The following is a 23736-nucleotide window of genomic DNA, read 5'->3' as shown; positions in this document are numbered from 1 at the left end:
ATCGCCGCAGGCTAGAAACAGGCGACCACACCGGCCGCCGTCACACCAGAGGAGACACCATGACCGCCACACTGCAGCACGAACACCCTGTCCCACGAAGGGCCAGCGGAGTCCACCGGCCTGGGAGCACTGCCGACACCGTCGGAGCCGCCTCCAGCGCCTCTACCGCCTCCGCAGCCTTCACCGCCGTGGCCGGGCAGGGCCGTCGCGCCTCGGTCCCTGACTGGAGCGACGAGACCGGCGCGCAGACCGCCGAGTACGGCATCGTCACACTTGCCGCCGTCGGGTTCGCCGGAGTCCTGGCCGTGGTCCTCGCGGGGACCGACGTGCAGGGACTGCTGCTGGACATCGTCAAGAATGCCCTCAGCTTCGGCTGAGAGGCCTCTACCGGCCACCGGGTCCCGCCGCCACCTTTCCCGGCGGGACCCGGCACCGGTGGCGGGAACCGGCCGATCAGCCCATGGCCGGACTCTGCCGAATCGTGCCGCCCACCCGCACTGATCCCGTCCCGTCCGAGTAACACCCGAAGACTCGAGGAAGCCATGGACAGCAGCCCTCTGACCGAACATCCCCCGTTGACCGGGCCTGCCGATCCTGGCCGCCCCCGGGGCTCTGAGCATCCCTTCGGGCCGGCCGTCGCCGCCAGCGCTGCCGGGGCCGAACGAGGATCGGTCACCGCCGAATACGCGGTCATGCTGCCGGCAGCGGCCCTGGTGCTGGTGGGCGCGCTGCTCGCCGGTGCCGCGACCCTGCAGCAGGTCCGGCTGGAGGAAGCCGCGGCGGCCTCGGTCCGCGAGCTGGCCCGGGGTGAGAGCGAGTCAGATGTTCGCTCCACGGCCCGGCGCATGGCCGGTGAGGCCACGGACCTCAGCAGTGACCGGAGCACCGGCTGGGTGGCCGTGACCGTCGCCCATGCCCCTCCAGGACCTCTGGCGTGGTGGGACGGGTGGGAACTGGAAGCCACGGCCCACGCCCCGGACCAGTGGGCCGTTCCACCCACGAGAACACCATGAACCGGCCACCCGCCCGCCGGACAGGCGAGCAGAGTCAACAGGAACAGCGCGAACAGCGTCAACAGTGTGAACACGGCGCCGGCAGTGTCACCGTGCTGGCCACGGTGTTCCTGACCCTGGCGCTGCTGGGGGCCGCGGCGGCGCTGGGCACCGCGGCCACGGCGGCGGCACGGGCCTCCGGGGCCGCGGACCTCGCCGCGCTCGCCGCCGCCGATGCCGCCCGTGGCCTCGTGCTGGCCGATCCCTGTGCCCTGGCCGCCCAGACGGCCGATCGCCACGGGGCCACGATCACCGCATGTGCTGCCGCCGGAGACGGCACCGTACACGTGCGCACCCGCTATGAGTCGACGCTTCCGTGGCCCTCCGAAGGGGTGTCTCGGGCCGGTCCTCCGGCGTCGACGGTGCCGCGGTGAGCGCCGGCCCGTCGCGACCGTGCCGCCGCGATCCGGATGCCCTGCAACACGAAGGTCAGCAGGGTGGCGGCCCCGGCCTTGTCCAGCGGGTTGTTGCGGTTGCCGCATTTGGGGGACTGCACGCAGGACGGGCAGCCCGAGGAGCAACTGCAGGAGAGCACCGTGTCCAGGGTGGCCTGCAACCAGGTCGCCGCCTCCGCGAAGCCCCGCTCGGCGAAACCGGCACCGCCGGGGTGACCGTCGTAGACGAACACGGAGGGCTGGCCGGTGTCCGGGTGCAGGGCCATCGACACCCCGCCGATGTCCCAGCGGTCGTTGGAGGCGACGATGGGCAGCAGCCCGATCATCGCGTGTTCGGCGGCGTGCAGGGACCCCGGCAGTCGGTCCATCGTCAGCCCGGCGGCCACGAGCACCTCCGAGGGGCAGTGGAACCAGACGGCCGTGGTGAAGAGGTCCCGGGCGGGCAGCTCCAAGGGCTCCTCGCCGAGCACCTCCCCGGAGACCAGGGCCTTGCGCTGGTAGGAGACCACCTGGGTGGTGACCTTCACCGGTCCCGTGCACCATTGCAGGTCACCCGCGTCCACGCGGTGGACCGTGTCCAGGATCTCGATCTCGGTGATGTCCCGCGCCTGCGTGAAGAAATCCGGCCACGCCCGCGTCACCAGGACGGCATGGGCGTCCTCGTCGAGCTCCTCCACGAGATAGGTGCGGTCCTGGTGGACGTACACGGCACCGGGATGGGCTTGGTAGTGGGTTTGCGGGGAGCCCATGGAGCCCAGCAGGGCGCCGGTCTCGGTGTCGATGATGTTCACCGGTCCGCCGCCGTCGTCGCGCAGGGACACCAGTCCGGCGGCATGTTCGGGATGTGTCCAGAACCAGCCGGCCGGACGGCGCCTCAGGTACCCCTCCTCGACGAGCTGTTCCACCAGGCCGCGGACCTCCTCCGGGTCTCCGAAATCACCGAGCCCGTCCGGGACCAGGGGGAACTCGGCGGCGGCGGCGCACAGGTGTGGGGCGAGGATGTGCGGGTTGGTCGGGTCCGTGACCGAATCCTCCACGGCCAGCTCGAAGACAGCCTCCGGGTGGTGCACCACGTAGGTGTCCAGCGGGTCGTCCCCGGCCACATAGAGCGCCACGGATTCCTGCCCCGACCGTCCGGCGCGTCCCACCTGCTGGAAGAACGACGCGCGAGTGCCCGGCCAGCCGGCCACCAGCACCGCGTCGAGTCCGGCGATGTCGATGCCCAGTTCCAGCGCCGGCGTGGAGGCCACCCCCAGCAACCGTCCGGTACGCAGAGCCGTCTCCACCTCACGGCGTTCCTCGGGCAGGTAGCCGGCCCGGTATGCCGCCACCCGGGGCGGCAAGGACGGGTCGACCTCGGCGAGCTCACGTTTGGCGGCGGAGGCCATCGCCTCGGCGCCGCGGCGCGAGCGGATGAAGGCAATGGTTCTGGTTCCGGTGACGGCCAGGTCGGCCATCATCCCGGCTCCCTCGGCCGTGGCCGAACGCCGCACGGGTGCCCCGTTCTCACCGCGCCGGTCGGTGAGCTCCGGTTCCCAGAAGCCGACCGTGACGGCCCCGTGGGGGGAGGCGTCCTCGGTCACGGCCACCGCGTCCGCGCCGATCAGGCGCGAGAAGGACCCGGCGGGGTCCGCACTGGTGGCCGAGGCTCCGATGAACACCGGGCCCGGTGTGCCCGCGCCCTCGGCCCCGTCACGCCGCCCGGACCGGTAGTGCGCGCAGACCCGGGCCAGCCGGCGCAGCAGTACGGCCACGTGGGAGCCGAAAACCCCCCGGTACACGTGGGCCTCGTCCACCACCACGAAGCGCAACCGCCGGAAGAACCGGGACCAGCGTTCGTGGTGCGGCAGGATCCCGACGTGCAGCATGTCCGGGTTCGTCAGCAGCACGTTCGCGTGCTCACGAGCCCACTTGCGGTCGGCGATGTCCGTGTCCCCGTCATAGGGGGCCGGCCGCAGCCAGGTGGCGCCGTCCCGGGCCAGGGCGCGCCAGGCGTTGAGCTGGTCGGCCGCGAGCGCCTTCGTCGGGGACAGATAGAGCACGGTCCCGGCGGGGTCATCGTGCAGGGCGGTGCCGGCCGCCAGTTGGTAGCCGAGGGATTTGCCCGATGCCGTCCCCGTCGCCAACACCACGTTGGTTCCGGTGGCCGCGAGGCCGGCCGCCTCCACCTGGTGCTTCCACGGTTCCAGGGCCCCGGAACCCCCGAGCGCGAGGATGAGTCCGTCCGGGGTGCCCTCCGGCCAGGGCACCGTGACGGCCTGCCGTTCGGGCAGGTGCCGGACGTGGAGCAGCTGCGGCGGAATGGAGCGGCGGCCGAGCGTGCGGCTCAGGGCCTCAGCATCCCGGGGGTCGTCCGTGCGCGGTCCACCGGCCGGCCGTTCAGGGCCCTCTCCGGTACCGTTCCGGGGCTGTTCCCCGCGGGGGTCCACTCAGCCGGCGTCCGAGTGGGACGGGTTCTCGGTGTCGTCCTCCAGGGCGCCGTAGACAGTGACGTCGGCGAGCTCGGTCCAGCCGAGGTGGCCGTAGAGGGCCTGCCCGTCGGCGCTGGCCACAAGCAGGCCTTCCTCGACGTCGTGCTCCAGGGCCAGCGAGGCGAGATAGCGCATCACCAGCGAACCGAGGCCTTGCCGGCGGAAGTCGGGGGAGGTCCAGATGCGGTCGAACACGGCGTAGCCCTCCACCGCGGCCACCCGGCCGCGGGCGGCCACCGCGCCCTCGCCCTGGGGATGCTCCTCCGTGCTGATGATGGTGACGAGGAACCAGTCCGGGTCCTTGCGTTCCACGGTGGCCTCGAATTCCTCGGGCACGAGGGGAGCCTCGACATCCTGGCCTCCCATGTCCACCACCATGAGCTTCTCGCCGGTGGAGAGCGCCTTGAGGGGGACACCGGCCGGCACGGCGGGCGGCGGTCCGACCACGGTCAGCAGCCGTCCGGGGTGGTTCTGGACCTCGGCGGACACCGCGGTGAGGGCGGTCTCGTCCGGGTGGGCCAGGACGTACTCCCAGTCCTGTCCGTCACCGGCCTGGACTCCACTGCGCAGGGATGCGTGGACCACGCCGTCATGTTGCACGTCGTAGTTCCGGCAGCGGGACCAACCGGTCACCCAGGTGCTGACCAGCGCGTCATTCAAGGCAGAAGTCATGGGACGAGACTAGCCCGAGCCACAGGTTGCCCGCACCCGCCGGACCAACATGCAGGCCAAATCGTCATCTGCCGCTCTCCTGCGGTTCCCGTCAGCGACGCCGGCCCCGGACGGACCTCGTGGGCGGGGGCGTCGCGGACTACCCTTGATGCAGTGAGCCAGTCCAAGATCGCCCTGTACTACCGTTTCGCCCCGTTGGCCGATCCGGAGGCCGTGCGCCTCTGGCAGCATGCCTTGGCCTCGCGCTGGGGGCTGACCGGGCGCATCATCGTGTCCCCGCACGGAATCAACGGCACCGTGGGCGGCCCGCTGGACGCGGTGAAACAGTACGTCAAGACCACCCGCGCCTACGGCCCCTTCTCCGGTCTGGAGGTCAAGTGGTCCGACGGTTCGGCGGAGGACTTCCCGCGGCTGTCCGTCAAGGTGCGGCCCGAGCTGGTGGCCTTCGACGCCCCGGACGAGATCGTCGTCACCGAGGACGGCGTGCAGGACACCGGCGTGCACCTGACACCCGAGGACCTGCACCGACTGGTGGAGGAGAAGGAATCGGCCGGGACCCCCGTGGTGTTCTTCGACGGGCGCAACGCCGTGGAGGCCAAGATCGGCCGATTCGCCGGGGCCGTGGTGCCGGACACCGTCACCACCCGGGACTTCGTCTCCGAACTGGACTCGGGTGCCTATGACCATCTCAAGGACCAGCCCGTGGTCACCTACTGCACGGGCGGGGTGCGCTGTGAGGTGCTGACGGCGCTGATGCACCACCGCGGTTTCGGGGAGGTCTATCAATTGGACGGCGGGATCGTGAAGTACGGCCAGGCCTATGGTGACTCCGGCCTCTGGGAGGGATCCCTGGCCGTCTTCGACCAGCGCATGCGGGTCCAGTTCTCGGAGCAGTCCGCGACGATCGGTGAGTGCAGCCTCTGTGCGGGTCCCACCTCGGAACTGCGCAACTGTTCCGATCCGTCCTGCCAGACCCTGGACACCGTGTGCGATGCCTGCGCCCTGGCCGTCCCGGACCGCACCTGCGCGGTGTGCCCATGAGACGCCGGGCTGCCGGGCTGATCCTCGCGGGGCTGCTGCTGACCGGTTGCGGGGCGCCTGACCCGGCGGACACCCCACCCCAGTCGGAGGAACAGCTCCGGGCGATGCTCCTGACCATGGAGGAGTACGGGCTGGAGGGAGCCGACGGTCCCGGGGAGCAGATCGACCCGAGTCTGATTGCGACCGTGGTCGACGACCCCTCCCAGGCCGAGGGCCCCTGCGCTGACGCGCTGCAGGCCCTGCAGTCCGCCTCGTTCGAGACCACCGCCGGCGCGGCCGAGGCCGTCAGCGTGGTGGAGGGCTACGAGGACGCCTACCTGCCTCCCGTCCTGTCCACCGCACTGTTCGCCCGTGAGGACGGCGACGGTCCGGAGCCGGGCCCGCTCTACACCGCGGTGGGCCGGGACTGCGAGGGAGCGGAACTGCGTCAGGGCGAGGCCACGGTCACCGTGGAACCCCTGCCGGGAGGCCGGGACGGGGTGGTGGCGCACAGCAGCGGAGACGAGTTGCTCGGGGACGCCAGCGTGACCATCGCGGTGGAGACGGTGGGCCATCACCACGTCATGGTCAGCGGCATCCTCGTGGAGCCTGAGACCGTGGTGGCGGCCTTCGACCGGCAGGTCGAGAAACTCCGGCAGGGACTCCTCGCGGCGGCACCGTGAGGCCGGGCCCAGGGTGATGCCGGTGCGGCGCCGGCCACGCATCACAATGGAGTCATGACCGATCCGCGTCCCAGCACCGTCAACGCCGTCAACACCGCCAACACCGCCAGCACCGTCAGCACCGAGCCCTTCAACCACGGGATGGTCGATCCTCCGCGGTGGGACCGGAACGCCGCCTCCGCCTCCGCCTCCTCCACCGGCTCCGTTGCCGCCGTCGCTGACCTGGCCGCCGATCTGCGCGCCCTGCCCTACACCACGGACGCGGTCGGGGACCTGCTGGGGGTCATGGCCACCGCCGCGCTGGAGCGCGAGCAGGCCGAGCCGGCTCGCCGCCGCCTCGCCCAGGTGATGCGCGACGCCGGCTCCTCCGCCTCCCAGCGCGCGCTCGCCGCCGTCGTCGCCTCTTGGATGCTCGGTGACCCGGTGCCGACAGCCGCGCTGGACGCTGCGCTGCCCACGCTGACGGCCGCCGGTGCCGCTGCGCTCAACCTGGGCTGGATCCGGGACGGCGCCTTCCATCCGGTGGTCGACCTCTCGCCCTACTCGACCGATGACCTCGGTGAGGTGTGGGTGGCCAGCGACCAGACCGCCCTGCAGACCCGGACGATCCTGCCGTCCTGGCACGTGCTCGGCATCGGCCGGGCGTCGATGACCCTGGCGGGCAACGTGATCCGCCGTCCGGTGGCCAGGGCCCTGGACCTGGGCACCGGCTGCGGCATCCAGACCCTGCACCTGCTGGCCCACGCCGACCACGTCACCGCCACGGACCTGTCCCTCCGGGCGCTCGAGTTCACGGCCTTCAACCTGGCTCTCAACGCCGAGGCGCTCGGCCTGGACCGGGACCTGGACCTGGGCCTTGCTGACGTCCAGGAGCGGGGCGTTCAGGCGCAGGGGCGCCGCAGCGGATTTCCCCTCACACTCGGCGGGCGCGTGACCCTGCTGCAGGGGGACCTGCTGGAGCCGGTGGCCGGCTGCCGCTTCGACCTGGTCGTTTCCAATCCGCCGTACGTCATCACCCCGCGCTCGGGATCGGAACCGGACCGGTTCACCGGGGAGATCGAGGACGGGATCAACACGTACCGGGACGGCGGCCGCCCCGGGGACCGGCTGTTGGCTGAGCTCGTGGCTACCCTGCCGGACCACCTCGAGCCCGGCGGCATGGCGCAGATGCTCGGCAATTGGGAGATCCACGGCCTCCCGGACCACACCGTGGAGGGCGGACCGGGCGGCGCCACGGACAGCACCACGGACACCGCCACGGACACCGCCGTGCATGGCGGGCTGAGCAGCGCCACGGGCCGCGACACGGACCGGGTGGCCGGGGCCGCGAGCCCCCAGCTGCCCGGCTGGGAGGTGCGCCCGCGCTCCTGGGTGCCGTCCGGCGTCGACGCCTGGTTCATCCAGCGCGACCTCCTGGACCCGGCAGGCTACGCCGAGACCTGGCTGCAGGACTCCTCCGAGCAGCTCGACCCCGCGAGATACACAGCGGGGTACCGGCGTTACCTGGAGGACTTCGGGGAACGGGGCGTGGCAGCCGTCGGGTTCGGCTACGTGTGGCTGCGCCGCCCGGCCGCACCGCGGGCCGGCCGGATCCGCGCCGAGGTCCTGGAGTCCGAGCTGCAGCAGCCGCTGGGACCGGCCTGGGGTGCGGCGGTGGACCGCTGGGACCTGGTGACCGGAGACGCGGCAGACACCGGAGACCTGATGGCGCTGAGGGAGTTGCACGTCACGGTCCCCGGTGATGTCACCGAGGAGCGCCACCAGCGCTTCGGTTCCGACCACCCGGAGATCATCCTGGCCCGCCAGGGCGGCGGTTTCCGGCGGACGGCCCACGTGGACACCGCCACCGCCGGGTTCCTCTCCGCCGCGGATGGCGAGTTCTCGGTGGGACAGCTGACCGGTGCGGTGGCCGGGCTGCTGGACCTGGACGAGGCGGGGGAGCGGGCCCTGGTGGCCGCGGTGGCCGAGCTGCTCACGGACGGATTCCTGACCGTTACCGCACCGATACCGTCCGGAATGTGAACGGGGACACGCTAAATCTGAAAGAACTGCCTAGAATCTTGGTCCATGACTGAACTAGACACCGCTCCGACCCCCGGGAGCGGAACGGTGCCGGCCGCCCGACGGCCGGTGGTCATCTCCGATCCCCAGGCCATCCGGGCCCTCGCCCACGAGGCGCGGCTGGAGGCGCTGGAAGAGCTCTACGCCTCGCAGTCCACCCGGACCGCGACCGAACTGGCCTCCCGGTGTGGTCTCACCCCCTCGGCCATGAGCTACCACCTGCGAGCCCTGGAGAAATACGGCTTCGTGGAACGCTCCCCCTCGGAGGGAGACGGCCGAGAGCGGCGCTGGAAGGCGGCCGGCTACTCGCTGCTCGTTGACTCCCTGAACCACACCCCGGCCTCCAAGCAGGCGTTCATCGACGTCCAGCTGAACACCTTCCGAGACCGGATCATGAAGGAGGTGGCGCGCCGTGAGGCCGAGGACAAACTCCTGCGTCAGGCGGCGGAGGAGGCCGTGGCCACCGCTCGGGACGCCAACGCGCCCCTGGACGCACGGGACATCGGCGTCCACGAGCCCGGCCGGCGCCGGCCCCCGGTGCTGTCGACCGGCATGGTGTTCGTCAACGCCGAGCAGCGCGCCGAGTTCCAGCGACGCCTCGCCGCGCTGATCGACGAGTTCGAGGAGCTCAACCCCGCCTCCGAGCGCTCAGTGGACGCCGAACGCGTGTATTACCTCGTCTCCGTTCTGGCAGACTCGGCCCCGGAAACCCCCGGTCACGCCTGATCGGGAGCCCGGGGCGCGCCGACGGTCGAGGACCGAGGGCGCGGTGCCGTTACATTAGTAGGGCACCGGGCGGTCCGCCTGGAAGTCACAGGCGGCCATCCACTGGGCCAGCCGGGCCCAGTGGACCTGTTCCCCGCCCGGCGACGAAAAGGAGCCCGAGTGTCTGAGAAGACGTCCAAGAAGACCACCTCCTCCGGTGACGGAACGAAACTGGTCATCGTGGAGTCCCCCGCCAAGTCCAAGTCCATCGCCAAGTACCTCGGCGAAGGCTGGGTGGTGGACGCATCGGCGGGTCATATCCGGGATCTTCCGCAGCCGTCGGACCTGCCGGCGGACATGAAGAAGGGCCCCTACGGCAAGTTCGCCGTGGACACCGCCAACGGCTTCGACCCGTACTACGTGGTCTACCCGGACAAGCGGAAGCGCGTCGCCGACCTCAAGCGGCTGCTCAAGGACGCCTCCGCCCTCTACCTCGCCACGGACGCCGACCGCGAGGGCGAGGCCATCGCGTGGCACCTGCTGCAGGAGCTCAAGCCGAAGGTCCCCGTGTACCGGATGGCGTTCACGGAGATCACCAAGGAGGGCATCGCCCGCGGTCTCGAGAACGTCCGCGAGATCGACGCGGACCTGGTGGACGCCCAGGAGACCCGGCGCATCCTCGACCGCCTCTTCGGCTACGAGATCTCCCCGGTGCTGTGGCGCAAGGTCCGTCAGGGCCTGTCCGCGGGCCGCGTGCAGTCCGTCGCCACCCGCCTGGTCGTCGAACGCGAGCGCGAGCGCATGGCCTTCGTGCCGGCGTCGTACTGGGACCTGGACGGCACCTTCACGGCCAACGAGGGCAAGGGCGCCGGCGATTCCTTCACCGCGCGCCTGAACGCGGTGGACGGTCAGCGGGTGGCCACCGGACGCGACTTCGACGACCGCGGCCAGCTCAAGAAGTCCGCCGCCGGCAAGGTCGCCACCCTCACCGAGGCCACGGCTACCGAGCTGGCCGCGGGCCTGCAGGGGGCCACCTTCACCGTCGACTCGGTCGAGGACAAGCCCTACACGCGCCGGCCGGCCGCCCCGTTCACCACCTCCACGCTGCAGCAGGAGGCCTCCCGCAAGCTGCGGTTCTCCTCGCGGATCACCATGCAGGTGGCGCAGCGGCTGTACGAGAACGGCTACATCACCTATATGCGTACCGACTCGGTGATGCTCTCGGACGAGGCCATCACCGCGGCCCGCCGGCAGGCCACCGAGCTCTACGGACCGGACTCCATCCCGCAGGCCAAGCGGGTCTACAAGGCCAAGAACGACTCGGCGCAGGAGGCCCACGAGGCCATCCGCCCCGCCGGCGACTCCTTCCGCACCCCCGGGCAGGTCTCCGGCGCCCTTCGGGGGGACGAATTCCGCCTCTACGAGCTGATCTGGAAGCGCACCATCGCCTCCCAGATGGCCGACGCCAAGGGGTACACCGCCACCATCAAGCTCTCCGGCACCGCGCTGGAGACTCCCTCTTCCGGCGAGATGGCCGGACGGCTCGCCGGCTTCAGCGCCTCGGGCACCGTCATCACCTTCCCCGGTTTCCTCGCCGCCTACGAGGAGGGGCGCGACGCCGGCTCCGAACCCGCCGAGGGCGCCTCCGGTGGCACTGGCGGCAGCGACGGTACGGGCGGCAAGGACAAGCGCCTGCCCGAGGTGTCCTCGGGCGAGTCCCTCACCGGGAGTGACGTCATCGCCTCCGGCCACGAGACCTCCCCGCCGCCGCGGTACACGGAGGCCTCGATCGTGGCCGAGCTGGAGAAGCGGGAGATCGGCCGGCCCTCGACCTTCGCCCCGACGATCTCCACGATCATGGACCGTGGGTATGTCAGCAAGCGCGGCAGCGCCCTGGTCCCGTCCTGGACGGCCTTCAGCGTGATCCGGTTGCTCGAGGAGCACTTCGGCAAGTACGTCGACTACGACTTCACGGCCCGCATGGAGGACGACCTGGACCGGATCGCCGCCGGCGAGCTCCAGCGTGAGGCCTGGCTGCAGCACTTCTACTTCGGTGCCGAGTCCAAGGCCGAAGGCCTCAAGGCCGTGGTGGACAACCTCGGTGACATCGATGCCCGCGCCGTGAACTCCATCCCGGTGGCCGAGGGCATCACGTTGCGGGTGGGCAAGTTCGGCCCCTACCTGGAGAAGGATGTCCCGACGGGTTCCCCGGAGGGCACCGATCCGGAACGAGCCAACGTCCCCGAGGACCTACCCCCGGACGAGCTGACCGCGGAGAAGGCCGAGGAGCTCTTCGCGACCGCCGGCCCGTCCGAGCGCGAGCTCGGCACGGACCCGGAGACCGGGCGCACCATCATGGCCCGGGATGGCCGCTTCGGCCCCTACGTCACCGAGGTCATCCACGAGATGAACGAGGAGGAGCTGGCGGCCTGGATGGAGGCCCAGCCCACCGAGTACTACAAGAACGGCAAGCCCAAGCCGAAGAAGAAGCCGGCCAAGGAGAAGCCGCGCACCGGCTCCCTGTTCAAGTCGATGTCCATCGAGACCGTCACCCTTGAGGACGCCCTCAAGCTGATGAGTCTGCCCCGCGTGCTCGGTCAGGATGCGGAGGGCGTGGACATCACCGTGCAGAACGGCCGCTTCGGCCCGTACCTGAAGAAGGGCACGGACTCGCGGTCCCTCGAATCCGAGGAGCAGATCTTCACCATCACGCTCGAGGAGGCCCTGGCCATCTACGCCCAGCCCAAGCAGCGCGGGCGCGGGGCTGCGAAGCCGCCGCTGGCCGAATTCGGCGAAGATCCGACGTCGGGCAAAAAGGTGGTGGTCAAGGACGGCCGTTTCGGTCCCTACGTCACGGACGGCGAGACGAACATCACCGTGCCGCGAGCCATGGACCCGGAGTCACTGACGGCCGAGCAGGCCTATGAGCTGCTGGCGGACAAGCGGGCGAAGGGCCCGGCGAAGAAGCCGGCCCGGAAGCCGGCCGCGCGCTCGAAGTCCACGTCCGGTGCCGGCGCGTCGGGCAAGAAGTAGCGGAAGACGAAGGCAGACACCATGCGCCTGGGTGTGCTGGACATCGGTTCGAACACCGTCCACTTGTTGCTGGTGGACGCGCATCCCGGCGCGCGTCCCTCGGCGTTCGCCGACCACAAGCGGTCCCTGTCCCTGCTCCACCACCAGGACGGGGACGGACGCATCAAGGAATCCGGCCAGGATGCGCTGGTGACCTTCATCCGGGAAGCGGTCGCCTTCGCCGTGGCGAACGGTGCTGAGGACATGATCGCGTTCTGCACCTCCGCCATCCGGGAGTCCGGCAACGGTGCGGCGGTGCTGGAGAGGGTCACCCGGGAGACCTCGGTGCACCTCACCGAGCTATCCGGTGACCAGGAGGCCGCGATGACGTATTTCGCGGTGCGCCGATGGCAGGGCTGGGACGTCGGCTCGATCCTGAATTTCGACATCGGCGGTGGATCCTTCGAGATCGCCTACGGCACGGACGAGCTGCCCAGCTACGCCGTGTCCATCCCGCTCGGCGCCGGGCGGCTGACCCGGGACTGGCTGCCCGCGGACCCGCCCACGCCGAAGTCCACCAAGAAGCTGCGCAAGCACATCAAGGCCACCATCGCCGAGGCGGCCGAGGGCTTCCCGCTGATGACGGCGCCCGTGCTGGTGACCGGCACCTCGAAGACCTTCCGCTCCCTCGCCCGCATCGCCGGCGCGGCGCCCCTGGCCGCCGGACCGTTCGTCAAACGCCACCTGCGGCGGGAAGATCTCACACTGTGGGTCAACCGGATGGCCGCGATGACCGCCAAGGAACGGGCCGGGCTGCCCGGGGTGTCCGAGATCCGTGCCGCCCAGATGCTCGCCGGCGGCATGGTGGCGGAGGCCGCGATGGACGCGTTCGGCGTCACCCAGGTGGAGATCTGCCCCTGGGCCCTGCGTGAGGGGCTCATCATGCGCCGGCTGGACGCCCTGGTCCAGGAGGGCATCCTCGGCCGGGAGAACACCCCGGGCGTCGGGAACGTCTACCTCAACCCGGACCCCATGCTGCCCGGCTTCTCCGTGGGGGTGACCAGTGACTGGTCCGGCTGAGATTCCCGTGACCCTGTCCTCGTCCTCCGTGTTCCCCCTGGGCACGCAGGATGTGTTCGCGATGGCCGAGGACCTCGGCTACGACGGGGTCGAGGTCATGGTCACGCACAACGCGTGGTCCCAGGACCCCGTGAAGCTGAACCGGCTGTCCGAGAAGCACGGCATGCCGATTCACTCGATTCACGCCCCGACGCTGTTGTTCACGCAGCAGGTGTGGGGCTCGGCGTGGAACAAGCTGGCCAAGAGCGCGGACCTCGCCCGTGAGGTGGGAGCCGAGGTGGTGGTGGCCCACCCGCCGTTCCGGTGGCAGGGCAACTATGCGTCCGGCTTCGCCGAGGGCATCCGGCAGATCATGGACGCCACCGGGGTGCTGATCTGTGTGGAGAACATGTATCCGTGGCGGGCCGGTGGTCGCGAGGCCAAGATGTACCTGCCGCACTGGGACCCGGTGCCGGAGGACTACGACTACGTCATCTGGGACTTCTCCCACGCCGCCATCGCCCAGGAGAACTCGCTCGACGCGTTCCGCTCCCTCGGCGACCGGCTGCGCCATGTCCACCTCACGGACGGCACCGCCAACGGCAAGGACGAGCACATGCTCCCCGGTGACGGGGACCAGCCCGTGGCCGAGTGCATCGAATACCTCGGGGAAACCGGCTGGGACGGGGCCGTGTGCGTGGAGGTCGGCACCCGCAAGACGAAATACGCCGGGGAGCGTGAGGAGATGCTGATCTACTCGCTCGAGTTCGCCCGTCACCACCTCGCCGCCGGGGCCGCCCGCTCGGCCGCCCGCTCGGCCGCTCGCTCGGCCGCTCGCTCCGCCGCCGGCGGAGATCCAGAAGACCCAGAAGATCCAGACACTGATCAGGACACTGGTCAGGACACTGGTCAGGACACCGTCGAAAGGTCCCCCCTTCCATGAAGATCGCCCTGCTCGGACTCGGGAACATGAACGGCGCCATCCTGGCCGGGATGCTCGCCGCCGGAACGGACGCCGCCTCGGTGCGCGCCACCGGCCACTCCGCCGAGCGGGCGCGGGAGAACCAGGAGCGCTACGGGGTCACCGTGGCCGCCACCGAGTCCGATCCCGAGGCGAACCGCACCGCGGCCGCGGGGGCCGACCTCGTGGTCCTGGGGGTCAAGCCGAAAGACATCCTGGCCCTGTGCCGGGAGATCGACGGCGCACTGCGCCCCGGGACCGTGGTGGTGTCCGTGGCCGCCGGGATCCCGCTGGCGGCCATGGAGGCGAACCTGCCCGAGCGGCAGCCGGTCGTGCGGACCATGCCGAACACGCCTCTGACCGTGGGCATGGGCGTGGTCGGGCTGGCCGGGGGGACCGCCGTGACCGAGCACCACGTGGACCTGGCCGCCGGGCTGTTCCGCGGCTCGGGTTCCGTCTATCAGGTCGAGGAGTCCCAGCTCGACGCCGTGGCCGCCGTCTCCGGGTCCGGGCCCGCCTACGCCTTCCTGCTGGCCGAGCTGATGGCCGCCGGCGGAGCGGGCATGGGCCTGGACGAGGACCTGGCGAAGGACCTGGCCCGGGCCACCGTCGCCGGGGCCGGCCGGATGCTCGCGGAGCCGGACGTGGACCCGGCGGCGCTGCGCCGGGCGGTGACCAGCCCCCACGGCACCACGGAGGCTGCGGTCAACTCGTTCCTGGACTCCGGGCTCGCCGACCTGATCTCGAGGGGCATGCGGGCCTCCGCCGCCCGCGGGCAGGCGATGAGCCGCGAATACGGGTCCTGAGTCTCAGGGGCGGGAGGCGAAGCGCTCCAGCAGGTCGGTGTGGCCGGAGACGATGAGCGTGTCCCGCGGCCCGACCTTGGTGTCCGGCTGCGCGTAGGTGAAGTCCTCGCCGGGGGTCTTCACGCCCACGATCGTCACCCCGTACTTGGCGCGGATGTCCGACTCGGCCAGGGTGAAGCCCACGGCCTCCGCCGGCGGGTACATCTTCACGATCGCGAAGTCGTCGTCGAACTCGATGAAGTCCAGCATGCGTCCGCCCACCAGGTGGGCGGCCCGGACGCCGGCGTCGTGCTCGGGAAAGATCACGTGATGTGCGCCGATCCGGCGCAGGATCTTGCCGTGGGCCGGGGTGATGGCCTTGACCCAGATGTGCTCCAGACCCAGGTCCACCAGGTTCACCGTGATGAGCACGGAGGATTCGATCGAGGTGCCCACTCCCACCACGGCCGTGGCGAACTCCTGGGCGCCGAGCTGGCGCAGCGCCTGCAGGTCGGTGGCGTCGGCCTCCACCACGTGGGTCAGCGTGCCGGCCCATTTCTGCACCAGGGCCGCGTCACGCTCGATGGCCATGACCTCGCGGCCCTGAGCCACCAACTGCTCGCCGACGGCTGCACCGAAGCGGCCTAGGCCGATCAGCAGCACGGGGGCGTGGGGATCCGGACGGTTCTCAGCCAATGATCGGCCTTTCCTCGGGGTACCGGAACAAGATGCGGCGCTGACGCAGGGCCAGCGCGGACGCGAACGTGATCGTACCAACACGGCCCGCGAACATCAGGACGGTCAGCACGTACTTGCCCGCCGGCGGCAGCTCGGCCGTCAGCCCCGTGGTGAGCCCGCAGGTGCCGAACGCGCTGAGCACCTCGAACAGCGGGCGCTGCAGGGACTCGTCGCTGATGGCCACCAGGGCCATGGTGCCGACCAGGATGAGCGTGGCGCCCAAGGCCAGGACGGAGATGGCCACCCGGACCGAGCCCGGGGTGATGGTGCGTCCATGGGCGGTGACCTCCCGGTCGCCGCGGGCCTCGGCCACGATGGCCAGGAACATCACCGCCAGAGTCGTGACTTTGATGCCGCCGGCGGTGGACGCCGAACCGCCGCCCACGAACATCAGGGCGTCCGTCAGCAGCAGGGTCTCGGGCGACTGCTCGTTGATGTCATAGACGGAGAAGCCCCCGGACCGGGACATCACCGAGCCGAACAGTGAGTACTGGATGCGCTCGGCGACCCCGAACTGGCCGAGCGTGGCCTGATTGGACCACTCGAAGATCCCGATCAACAGGGCTCCGCCGAGCACCAGGGCGGTGGTGGTGGTGACGGTCAGCTTGGTGTGCAGGTTCCAACGGGACCACCGCCAGCGCTGCTGCATCAGCACCATGACCACCGGGAAGCCCAGGGCGCCGGCGAAGACCCCGGCCATGAGGGTCCAGATGATCCACGGGTCGTGCATGAAGGATTCCAACCCGTCCGTGTGGAGGGTGAAACCGGCGTTGTTGAAGGCGGAGACGGAGTAGAAGATCCCGTTCCACAGGCCGTCACTCCACGAGCCGGTGTGCACCATGAACCGCGGTACGAGCACTACCGCCAGGACCGCCTCGAAGAAGAACGTGGTGCCGACCACCACGCGCAACAGGGACCCGACTTCCCCGATCCTGCCGGTGGTCATGCCCTCCTGCGTGATCAGCTTGGACCGCACGCCCAGGCGTTTGGACACGGCCAACGTCAGCAGCGCGGCCATGGAGAGGATTCCCAGCCCGCCGATCTGCAGGGCCACGAGGATGACCAGCTGTCCGGCGAAGCTCCAGTGCTCCGCCGTGTTCACCGGAGTCAATCCCGTGACGGAGACCGCGGAGGTGGCCACGAACAGGGCGTCGTGGAAGGCGGTGACGCGCCCCGTCCTTGAGGCGAAGGGCAGCGAGAGCAGGGCGGTGAACACCAGGATGACGACGGCGAAGGCCAGCAGCGCGGCCCGCGCCGGTGACGCTCCGGCCACCGTGGAGACGAACAACCGGAGGCGTTCGAGCACCTCGCGGAGCCCGGAACGGTCCGGACCGCCGGCCGGGGGACCGACGCGGGAGGACAGGGCCCTGCGCAGCGCGGAAGGCGGGCGGACCACGCGGCCCCCCGACGGCGTCGGGATCCGGCCTCCGGTGCTTCGGCGGGCCGGCAACCGGGACAGGGAGCGAGGCAGGGAGCGGGGACGGGGGATGCGATGGTGCCGGATCATGCGCCGGTGATCACGTCCCTTCTGTTCCGCCTGTTCCTGCCTGGGCTGCCTGTGCCGCCTGTTGCGTCCCTTGTCATGAAGGATCCCATCATCCACCATCCGGTGCGAGATCCGGTCCATGACGTCATCACCTGCCAGTGGTGACGCGGGAAGCATAGTCTGTGTGGTGATGACCAACACACCGAACGACGCGGCCAGCACCGTTCCGGGTGCCGATCCAGGTACCGAACCGAGCGCCGTGTCCAGTCCCGCCCCCAGGGATGCGCCCGTCCCGGCCCCCGACGTCCGCACCCCGTTGATGACGGCCGTGGTCTGGGACGAGGCGCTGCTGGGCTACAAGTTCAGCACCGACCATCCCATGGACCCGGTGCGCCTTGACCTGACCCACCGGCTCTCCCAAACTCTCGGCCTGCTCGACCGGCCCGGAGTGCGCCTCATCAAGCCCGAGGTGGCCTCTGACGAGGTTCTGGCCTCCGTCCACGACCCCGAGTACATCCGCGCCGTCCGTGCTGTCAGCACGGGCGAGGTGGCCGAGGACCTGGAGCGGGGGCTGGGCACCGACGACAATCCCGTGTTCCCCCACATCCACGAGGCCTCAGCCCGGATCCTGGGCGGCTCCGTGGCGGCAGCCGAGGCCATCTGGGCAGGGGAGGCCCTGCACGCCGTGAACTTCGCCGGAGGGCTGCACCACGCCGGCCGTGGCAAGGCCAGCGGGTTCTGCATCTACAACGACTGCGCCGCGGCCATCCAGCGGCTGCTCGATCGAGGGGCCCGGCGGGTGGCCTACGTGGACCTGGACGCCCATCACGGGGACGGCGTCGAGTCCATCTTCTGGAACGATCCGCGGGTGCTGACCATCTCCATCCACGAGACCGGCATCTCCCTGTTCCCGGGCAGTGGCTTCGCGAACGACTCCGGCGGGCCCGAGGCGCTCGGCTCCGCCGTCAATGTGGCACTGCCCCCGGGCACCGGCGATGCGGGCTATCTGCGGGCCACGCACGCCGTGGTCCCGCAACTGCTCCGGGCCTTCGACCCGCAGGTCCTGGTCACCCAGCATGGCTGCGACGGCCACGGGGAGGATCCCCTGACGAACCTGCGGATGTCCGTGGAGGGCCAGCGCCAGCTGGCCCTGGACGCCTCCGACTGGGCCCGCGACTTCGCCGGGGACAGATGGCTGGCCACCGGGGGCGGTGGCTACAGCCCCTTCTCCGTGGTCCCGCGGACCTGGACGCATCTGGTGGCCGCAGCCACCGGACAGCCCCTCCGGACCACCACGGTCATTCCGCAGGCCTGGCGCGACTACGCCGCACGGGCTGCCGGGATGGGACCGGGCGAGGAGATGGTGGGGATCCCGGCCACCATGTCGGACGGGGTGGATGTCTGGTGGCGCTCCTGGGAGGTCGGCTACGATCCCTCAGACCCCGTGGACCAGACCATCATGGCGACGCGGAAGGAGCTCTTTCCGTATCACGGGCTGGATCCCTGGTTCGACTGACACGCCGTTGTATGCTCTGGGGGTGGACCTGTGGTGACGCGAGTGCACCGTGTGTTCGATAGGATGTCTGAGAATGCCACGCCTAGCGCGGTAGATGTACTGTGCCGCCAGATCGAGACCGTTCGAAGCAGGGCAGTGGAAAAGGGGAACGCAAGTGGTTGATGCCGGTAACTTCGCCGACACGCGCTTCATGACGGTCACGGAAGTGGCCGAGATGATGCGCGTGTCCCGTATGACCGTCTACCGGATGATCCATGCCGGCGAGCTCCCCGCTGTGCGCTTCGGCCGTTCCTACCGGGTGCCCGAGTCCGCCGTCGAGCAGATCCTGCAGACCGGCGCCACGGACCACCGGGCCACCGGGACGGATGGCCGCGGTGCCTGACCTCGCCTGGCTCACCTGATGTCTGCCGGCCCCTGTGCCGGCATTCTGGCCGGACCTGACGCCGGCCGATGTTCCCGGTTCGTTGCCACACCCGAGTGCAGGGTAAGGTGTTAGGGAACGTTTTTGACCAAAGATGTACGGATCTTCAACAGGCGTCTGTTGCGGATTCACCAACCACACAAGAGGTTTCCCTATGGGTTCAGTGATCAAGAAGCGCCGCAAGCGGATGTCCAAGAAGAAGCACCGCAAGCAACTGCGCAAGACTCGTCACCAGCGCCGCAACAAGAAGTAGGCGCTGCACCGCGAGGTCTCGCTGTATTCGGGGCCGTCCCGCCGCAAGGCAGGACGGCCCCGAATCTGTTTAAGCCGCTCGGAGCCGGTGAACCTCTGCCCGGCCTACGATGGAGCCGATGACTGACATGCAGCCCCCACCGGCAACCCGTCCCGCCCCTGCTCCCGCCCCTGCCGTGGAGCTCCTCGTCAAGGACGGCTGCCACCTGTGTGCGGACGCCCTGGCCGTGGTGGCGGAGGTCTGTGGCCGGCTCGGGGTGGACTGGCACGCCGTGGACATCGCCGGGCGTCCGGATCTGGCGGAGCGGTATGCCGAGGAGATCCCTGTCCTGATGGTGGACGGCGTGCAGCGGGACTTCTGGCGCATCGACCCGGTCCGCCTGGAGCGGATGCTGGCCGCGGACCGGCCATGAGCGGTGACGGTGTCACCGACGACAGCGGCAGAGGCAGCGGCACCAGCGCCAGCGCCGGCATCGGTCAGGGGCCGGGGTCCGGCCTCTCCCGTCCCACCGTGTCCCGTTTGCCCGGTTATCTGCGCGCCCTGACCGCGTTGGCCCGGGCCGGAACCGTCCGCGTGTCCTCCACCGAGCTGGCCCGGCACACCGGGGTCAGTCCGGCGGTGCTACGGCGGGACCTGTCCAGCCTGGGCCAGCTGGGCCGCCGCGGGGTCGGCTATCCCGTGGCCGCGCTCCAACAGGCCATCAGCCGCGCCCTTGGCCTCGTGGAGGACCAACCCGTGATCCTGGTCGGAGCCGGGCACCTCGGCTCGGCGCTGGCCGGCTACGCCGGCTTCGGGGAGCGCGGGATGCGCCTGTGCGCCGTGCTCGACGCCGACCCCCGCCTGGTCGGGGAGCGGCGCGGTTCCGTGGTGGTCCGCCCGCTCGAGGAGCTGGAGGAAAACGTCGCCGAGTCGGGGGCGAGGCTGGCGATCATGGCGGTACCGGCCGGCGTCGCGCAGTCCGTGGCCGACCGTCTGGTGGCGGCGGGGATCCGAGGACTGCTGAACTTCGCCCCCGTCGACCTGGTGGTGCCCCGCGGAGTGACGGTGCGTGCCGTGGACCTGTCCACCGAGCTACAGATCCTGGCCTTCCATCAGGCCGAGCTGCGGCAATAGACAGCTCGGCCTGGGAATGTGGGCGTCCCGCGGAGGTGGGTGGGCGTTAGCGGCGCATGGCCTTCTCCCACGCCTTGGCGCGGAGGTACTCGCTGGAGGGGCGCAGGTACGCGAAGACGATGCCGGCGACGCCCAGGGCCACGTAGATGAAGCCGAAGCCGAAGGCGGACGTCAGGGAGAGCACGGCGAAGATCGTGCCGAAGATCCGGGCCACGTTGGAACCGCGGCGGATTCCGGTGGCGATCAGCCAGTACAGCACCGCCAGGAGCGCCGTGAAGACCACGGCGAAGATGCGCACCGAGGCCAGGAACGACTCCATCTCGATCGCCAGGCCGGCCGCGTCCATCTGCTCCTGGTAGAGGTCCAGCATCTCCGGGGTCAGCCCCATGTTCGGCGAGAACAGGGCGAGCAACTCGATGACCAGGAACGCGAGGCCGGCCGCGAGGATCAACCAGTAGGACCGGTCGATCGTGGCCGGCCGGGTGATGGGACCGAGCTGCTGCGGGGCGCCCTGACCCGGATAGCCGTATCCCGGGCCCGGCTGGTTGACCGGCGGCTGCCCGTAGGCGGAGTAGCCCTGCGGGGGCTGTCCATAGGGAGATGATCCGTAGGTGTTCTGCCCCTGCGGCGGCTGGCCGTAAGGAGACTGCCCCTGCGGCGGCTGGCCATAGGGCGGGGCCGGATGCTGGCCCTGCTGGTTCTGCTGGTTCTGCCGTTCCTGCTGGGCCTGGCTCAGCCGGGCCTGGTGTTCGGCCTGTTGCTCCGGCGTCAGACGGATGCCGTATTGGGGGCGATCGTCCCGTGGCTCGCTCGGCTCGCTCGGCTCGCTCGGCTGACCGGGCTGTCCCGGTTGCTGGGGCGATGCAGGCTGGTCGGGCCGATGGGGGTGCTCGGGGTGTTCGGGATGCTGCGCGTTCATGGCGGGCCCTTCCTGCGGGACTCTCGGGTCGAATGGTCTTGGGTCAACGCTATCGCCCGATTCTGACAGTATGGACCCATGCCTTCTGCGACCGTTCACCTTGTCCGCCACGGAGAAGTCCACAATCCGGACAGGGTCCTCTACGGTCGGATCCCGGGTTATCACCTCTCGGAACTGGGGCATCGGATGGCCGCGGACCTCGGCGACTGGTTCGCCGGTGAGGCCCGCGCCTCAGGGCGGGCCCCGACCCTCCTCGTCTCCTCCTCCCTGCAGCGTGCCCGGGAGACGGCGGCCCCCATCGGCCAGGCCCTGTCCCTGGAGCCGGGCATCGATGACCGGTTCATCGAGGCCACGAACCACTTCGAGGGAGGGTCGCGGGTGGCCAGGCAGCTCTGGAAGCCTCGCCACTGGCCCTTCCTGCTCAACCCGATGCGCCCGTCCTGGGGGGAGCCGTACCGGTCCCAGGTGAGCCGGATGAGCGAGGGCATCCTCGAGCTGCGTGACCGCGCCGTGGAGCTCGGGGGAGAGGGCGCCGAGGCGATCGTCGTCTCCCACCAGCTGCCCATCTGGGTCACCCGGCTCTCGGCCGAGGGCAGGCCGCTCTGGCACGATCCGCGCCAGCGCGAGTGCACCCTGACCTCCGTCACCTCACTGCACTTCGAGCCGGGCCGGTCCGCCCCGCGGGTCGAGTATCGGGAACCCAACGCCGCCCTGCTGGCCCACGCCTCCAACCTGCCGGGCGCCTGACGCGGCACCTCGCAGCCCCCGCGACCGTGGCCGCCCACGCCACCCCGGCCGCTCTCGCCGTCCCGGCGGATTCCGCCCCCGTCTACTACAGGCGGTAGAATCCAACAGACGCCCAATCCCCACTGGAGTATCCGAGCTGCCATGACCGTTCCACATCAGCCCCGACCTGCCCACGGCCCCGGTCCCCGATCCGGGACCGGCCCGAGCCGGCGCAACGTGCTGGCCGGGCTCGCCGGGCTGGCAGCATTGCCGCTGCTGGCGGCCTGCTCGACCGAGGACCCACTGGCTGCCCAGGCCGGGAACGCGGACGGCAAGAACTACATCGCCGGTGACGGCTCCGTGCTGGAGATCGCCGCCGAGGACCGCGGTGAACCCGTGCAGTTCGAGTCCACCGCCTTCTCCGGCGAATCCGTGAGTTCTGCGGACTGGCTCGGGGAGCCCGTGGTGCTGAACTTCTGGTACGCGGCATGCGCCCCGTGCCGCGTGGAAGCACCGGACCTGCAGTCCCTGCATGAGGAGTGGGAGCCGCAGGGGGTGCGGTTCGTGGGCGTGAACGTGCGGGACACCGCCGGCACCGCCGAGGCCTTCGAGCGGAACTTCGGGATCACCTACCCCTCGCTGGAGGACAGAGGCGGCCAGGTGCTGCTGGCCATGACGGACTACGTGCCGCCGCAGGCGGTGCCCACCACGATCGTCCTGGACCGCCAGGGCCGTGTCTCGGCCCGCATCCTCGGGGTCGCGGAGCGTTCCACCCTCAAGACGCTGATCGCCACCGTGGTCGATGAACCGGCCGACCCTGCCGACGCGCAGGCCTGAGCCGCCCGATGCTGCAGGCAGCCATCGCCACCGCCACGACCACTGTCAACAATCCCTTTGCCGAGATCGTCATGGACGGCTCGATGCTGCTGGCCGTGCCCATCGCCCTGCTGGCCGGTCTGGTCTCCTTCCTCTCGCCCTGCGTGCTGCCGCTCGTGCCGGGCTACCTGGGCTACGTGACCGGGCTGACCGGAGCGGATCTGCAGGACCAGAAGCGTGGCCGGATGCTCCTCGGCATCGCCCTGTTCGTCCTGGGCTTCTCCGCGGTGTTCGTGCTCGTGGGAATCGTGTTCTCCCAGGTGACCATCTGGCTGCAGGGGGACGGCGAATGGCTGACCCGCGTGCTCGGCGTGGTGGTGATGGTCCTGGGCGTGGTGTTCATGGGCGGGCTCGACCGGTTGCAGCAGGACCGTCGGCTGCACGTCCAGCCCCAGGCCGGCCTGTGGGGCGCCCCGGTGCTCGGCGTGACCTTCGGCCTGGGTTGGGCCCCGTGCATCGGCCCGACCATGGCCGCCGTCCTGGCCATGTCCACCGCCGGGTCCAGCAACCCCGGCAAGGGCGCGCTGCTGGCGTTCATCTACTCCCTGGGCCTGGGCCTGCCGTTCCTGCTCATCGCCCTCGGCCTGCGCCGCGGCATGGGTGCCATGGCCTTCTTCCGCCGGCACCGGGTGGCCGTGATGCGCTTCGGCGGTGGACTGCTGATCGTGCTCGGCGCGCTGATGGTGTCCGGGCTGTGGAACTCCTGGGTCGTCCAGTTGCAGACCTGGTTCGCCAACGAAGTGAGGCTGCCGATTTGAGTCAAGAAGACAACCTGCGGGCCATCCGGGCCGAGGAGGCCCAGTCGGGCCGGA

Annotated in this window: 24 protein-coding genes; 19 read left to right on the top strand and 5 right to left on the bottom strand. The window is 70.3% G+C overall.

Translation table 11 applies throughout. The annotated features are described in order from the left end of the window. The first annotated feature begins 59 nt into the window (after positions 1–59). The 3 genes from AB0333_RS15580 (at position 60) to AB0333_RS15570 (ending at position 1426) form a co-directional block, all read left to right on the top strand. Positions 60–377 carry a DUF4244 domain-containing protein gene (locus AB0333_RS15580; RefSeq protein WP_366219601.1) on the top strand — a complete coding sequence of 106 codons (318 nt, stop codon included), beginning with the start codon at positions 60–62 and terminating at the stop codon, positions 375–377. Between the two features lie 165 nt (positions 378–542). Then, on the top strand, positions 543–1013 hold the full coding sequence (locus AB0333_RS15575; RefSeq protein ID WP_366219600.1) for a TadE family protein: 471 nt from the start codon (positions 543–545) through the stop codon (positions 1011–1013). Next, the gene (locus AB0333_RS15570) at positions 1010–1426 is read left to right on the top strand and encodes an Rv3654c family TadE-like protein (RefSeq protein WP_366219599.1); all 417 of its coding nucleotides are present in this window, start codon (positions 1010–1012) and stop codon (positions 1424–1426) included. Before AB0333_RS15575 ends, AB0333_RS15570 begins: the two co-directional genes overlap by 4 nt. On the opposite strand, the gene AB0333_RS15565 is transcribed toward AB0333_RS15570, so the two are convergent. Next, on the bottom strand, positions 1351–3777 hold the full coding sequence (locus AB0333_RS15565) for a DEAD/DEAH box helicase (protein WP_366219630.1): 2427 nt from the start codon (positions 3775–3777) through the stop codon (positions 1351–1353). The two genes, AB0333_RS15570 and AB0333_RS15565, sit on opposite strands and share 76 nt — an antisense overlap. Positions 3778–3876: 99 nt before the next feature. Then, positions 3877–4590, bottom strand: coding sequence for a GNAT family N-acetyltransferase (locus AB0333_RS15560; RefSeq protein WP_366219598.1), 714 nt, complete (start codon positions 4588–4590; stop codon positions 3877–3879). A 153-nt stretch (positions 4591–4743) separates the two neighbouring features. Between AB0333_RS15560 and AB0333_RS15555 the strand changes: the two genes are divergently transcribed. From AB0333_RS15555 to proC, 8 genes are all read left to right on the top strand, one after another. After that, on the top strand, positions 4744–5631 hold the full coding sequence (locus AB0333_RS15555; RefSeq protein WP_366219597.1) for a rhodanese-related sulfurtransferase: 888 nt from the start codon (positions 4744–4746) through the stop codon (positions 5629–5631). Then, positions 5628–6293 (top strand): hypothetical protein, encoded by a 666-nt coding sequence (locus AB0333_RS15550; RefSeq protein WP_366219596.1) that lies wholly within the window; start codon positions 5628–5630, stop codon positions 6291–6293. Before AB0333_RS15555 ends, AB0333_RS15550 begins: the two co-directional genes overlap by 4 nt. A 54-nt stretch (positions 6294–6347) precedes the next feature. Then, a complete protein-coding gene (locus AB0333_RS15545) occupies positions 6348–8315 on the top strand; it encodes a methyltransferase (protein ID WP_366219595.1) in 1968 nt (655 codons plus the stop codon). 45 nt (positions 8316–8360) lie between these two features. Next, positions 8361–9080 (top strand): winged helix-turn-helix domain-containing protein, encoded by a 720-nt coding sequence (locus AB0333_RS15540; RefSeq protein ID WP_366219594.1) that lies wholly within the window; start codon positions 8361–8363, stop codon positions 9078–9080. A 159-nt stretch (positions 9081–9239) separates the two neighbouring features. Continuing rightward, positions 9240–12092 carry a type I DNA topoisomerase gene (gene topA / locus AB0333_RS15535; RefSeq protein ID WP_366219593.1) on the top strand — a complete coding sequence of 951 codons (2853 nt, stop codon included), beginning with the start codon at positions 9240–9242 and terminating at the stop codon, positions 12090–12092. Between the two features lie 21 nt (positions 12093–12113). Beyond that, positions 12114–13151 (top strand): Ppx/GppA family phosphatase, encoded by a 1038-nt coding sequence (locus AB0333_RS15530; RefSeq protein ID WP_366219592.1) that lies wholly within the window; start codon positions 12114–12116, stop codon positions 13149–13151. 7 nt (positions 13152–13158) lie between these two features. Then, entirely contained in the window at positions 13159–14073 is a 915-nt protein-coding gene (locus AB0333_RS15525; RefSeq protein WP_366219591.1) for a sugar phosphate isomerase/epimerase family protein, read from the top strand. After that, complete coding sequence (gene proC / locus AB0333_RS15520) at positions 14070–14897, top strand: pyrroline-5-carboxylate reductase (RefSeq protein ID WP_366219590.1); 828 nt, start codon at positions 14070–14072, stop codon at positions 14895–14897. Before AB0333_RS15525 ends, proC begins: the two co-directional genes overlap by 4 nt. Before the next feature lie 3 nt (positions 14898–14900). On the opposite strand, the gene AB0333_RS15515 is transcribed toward proC, so the two are convergent. Both AB0333_RS15515 and AB0333_RS15510 read right to left on the bottom strand, forming a co-directional pair. After that, positions 14901–15572: a TrkA family potassium uptake protein gene (locus tag AB0333_RS15515; protein ID WP_366219589.1), complete on the bottom strand. Its 672-nt coding sequence runs from the start codon at positions 15570–15572 to the stop codon at positions 14901–14903. Beyond that, on the bottom strand, positions 15565–17121 hold the full coding sequence (locus AB0333_RS15510) for a potassium transporter TrkG (protein ID WP_366219588.1): 1557 nt from the start codon (positions 17119–17121) through the stop codon (positions 15565–15567). The genes AB0333_RS15515 and AB0333_RS15510 overlap by 8 nt, the downstream gene beginning before the upstream one ends. A gap of 298 nt (positions 17122–17419) precedes the next feature. Here AB0333_RS15510 and AB0333_RS15505 point away from each other — a divergent pair, with 298 nt between their 5' ends. The 5 genes from AB0333_RS15505 (at position 17420) to AB0333_RS15485 (ending at position 20403) form a co-directional block, all read left to right on the top strand. Further along, positions 17420–18616, top strand: coding sequence for an acetoin utilization protein AcuC (locus AB0333_RS15505; RefSeq protein ID WP_366219629.1), 1197 nt, complete (start codon positions 17420–17422; stop codon positions 18614–18616). A 154-nt stretch (positions 18617–18770) separates the two neighbouring features. Beyond that, positions 18771–18998 (top strand): helix-turn-helix domain-containing protein, encoded by a 228-nt coding sequence (locus tag AB0333_RS15500; protein WP_366219587.1) that lies wholly within the window; start codon positions 18771–18773, stop codon positions 18996–18998. 193 nt (positions 18999–19191) lie between these two features. Beyond that, on the top strand, positions 19192–19290 hold the full coding sequence (locus tag AB0333_RS15495) for an AURKAIP1/COX24 domain-containing protein (RefSeq protein ID WP_009882927.1): 99 nt from the start codon (positions 19192–19194) through the stop codon (positions 19288–19290). A 118-nt stretch (positions 19291–19408) separates the two neighbouring features. Next, positions 19409–19702, top strand: coding sequence for a glutaredoxin family protein (locus AB0333_RS15490; RefSeq protein ID WP_366219586.1), 294 nt, complete (start codon positions 19409–19411; stop codon positions 19700–19702). Beyond that, positions 19699–20403 carry a redox-sensing transcriptional repressor Rex gene (locus AB0333_RS15485; RefSeq protein WP_366219585.1) on the top strand — a complete coding sequence of 235 codons (705 nt, stop codon included), beginning with the start codon at positions 19699–19701 and terminating at the stop codon, positions 20401–20403. Before AB0333_RS15490 ends, AB0333_RS15485 begins: the two co-directional genes overlap by 4 nt. A 46-nt stretch (positions 20404–20449) precedes the next feature. Here the strand turns inward: AB0333_RS15485 and AB0333_RS15480 are convergent, their stop codons facing one another. Beyond that, the gene (locus tag AB0333_RS15480; RefSeq protein WP_366219584.1) at positions 20450–21322 is read right to left on the bottom strand and encodes a hypothetical protein; all 873 of its coding nucleotides are present in this window, start codon (positions 21320–21322) and stop codon (positions 20450–20452) included. Between the two features lie 78 nt (positions 21323–21400). Here AB0333_RS15480 and AB0333_RS15475 point away from each other — a divergent pair, with 78 nt between their 5' ends. From AB0333_RS15475 to AB0333_RS15465, 3 genes are all read left to right on the top strand, one after another. Continuing rightward, complete coding sequence (locus AB0333_RS15475; RefSeq protein WP_366219583.1) at positions 21401–22069, top strand: histidine phosphatase family protein; 669 nt, start codon at positions 21401–21403, stop codon at positions 22067–22069. Between the two features lie 141 nt (positions 22070–22210). Beyond that, on the top strand, positions 22211–22885 hold the full coding sequence (locus AB0333_RS15470; protein ID WP_366219582.1) for a TlpA disulfide reductase family protein: 675 nt from the start codon (positions 22211–22213) through the stop codon (positions 22883–22885). 8 nt (positions 22886–22893) lie between these two features. Next, on the top strand, positions 22894–23682 hold the full coding sequence (locus AB0333_RS15465) for a cytochrome c biogenesis protein CcdA (RefSeq protein WP_366219581.1): 789 nt from the start codon (positions 22894–22896) through the stop codon (positions 23680–23682). The last annotated feature ends 54 nt before the right edge of the window (positions 23683–23736 follow it).

It is taken from the genome of Citricoccus sp. NPDC079358, from assembly GCF_040702545.1.
Taxonomy (GTDB): domain Bacteria; phylum Actinomycetota; class Actinomycetes; order Actinomycetales; family Micrococcaceae; genus Citricoccus.
Note: the sequence above shows the minus strand (reverse complement) of the source record. Positions and strands in the feature narration are given on the sequence as shown.

Bases quoted from the DNA above. Each gene is read 5' to 3' on its own strand.
- AB0333_RS15580 (WP_366219601.1), top strand. From the start codon at position 60: ATGACCGCCACACTGCAGCACGAACACCCTGTCCCACGAAGGGCCAGC.
- AB0333_RS15575 (WP_366219600.1), top strand. From the start codon at position 543: ATGGACAGCAGCCCTCTGACCGAACATCCCCCGTTGACCGGGCCTGCC.
- AB0333_RS15570 (WP_366219599.1), top strand. From the start codon at position 1,010: ATGAACCGGCCACCCGCCCGCCGGACAGGCGAGCAGAGTCAACAGGAA.
- AB0333_RS15560 (WP_366219598.1), bottom strand. From the start codon at position 4,590: ATGACTTCTGCCTTGAATGACGCGCTGGTCAGCACCTGGGTGACCGGT.
- AB0333_RS15550 (WP_366219596.1), top strand. From the start codon at position 5,628: ATGAGACGCCGGGCTGCCGGGCTGATCCTCGCGGGGCTGCTGCTGACC.
- AB0333_RS15545 (WP_366219595.1), top strand. From the start codon at position 6,348: ATGACCGATCCGCGTCCCAGCACCGTCAACGCCGTCAACACCGCCAAC.
- AB0333_RS15540 (WP_366219594.1), top strand. From the start codon at position 8,361: ATGACTGAACTAGACACCGCTCCGACCCCCGGGAGCGGAACGGTGCCG.
- AB0333_RS15530 (WP_366219592.1), top strand. From the start codon at position 12,114: ATGCGCCTGGGTGTGCTGGACATCGGTTCGAACACCGTCCACTTGTTG.
- proC (WP_366219590.1), top strand. From the start codon at position 14,070: ATGAAGATCGCCCTGCTCGGACTCGGGAACATGAACGGCGCCATCCTG.
- AB0333_RS15510 (WP_366219588.1), bottom strand. From the start codon at position 17,121: ATGATCCGGCACCATCGCATCCCCCGTCCCCGCTCCCTGCCTCGCTCC.
- AB0333_RS15505 (WP_366219629.1), top strand. From the start codon at position 17,420: ATGACGGCCGTGGTCTGGGACGAGGCGCTGCTGGGCTACAAGTTCAGC.
- AB0333_RS15495 (WP_009882927.1), top strand. From the start codon at position 19,192: ATGGGTTCAGTGATCAAGAAGCGCCGCAAGCGGATGTCCAAGAAGAAG.
- AB0333_RS15490 (WP_366219586.1), top strand. From the start codon at position 19,409: ATGACTGACATGCAGCCCCCACCGGCAACCCGTCCCGCCCCTGCTCCC.
- AB0333_RS15485 (WP_366219585.1), top strand. From the start codon at position 19,699: ATGAGCGGTGACGGTGTCACCGACGACAGCGGCAGAGGCAGCGGCACC.
- AB0333_RS15480 (WP_366219584.1), bottom strand. From the start codon at position 21,322: ATGAACGCGCAGCATCCCGAACACCCCGAGCACCCCCATCGGCCCGAC.
- AB0333_RS15475 (WP_366219583.1), top strand. From the start codon at position 21,401: ATGCCTTCTGCGACCGTTCACCTTGTCCGCCACGGAGAAGTCCACAAT.
- AB0333_RS15470 (WP_366219582.1), top strand. From the start codon at position 22,211: ATGACCGTTCCACATCAGCCCCGACCTGCCCACGGCCCCGGTCCCCGA.
- AB0333_RS15465 (WP_366219581.1), top strand. From the start codon at position 22,894: ATGCTGCAGGCAGCCATCGCCACCGCCACGACCACTGTCAACAATCCC.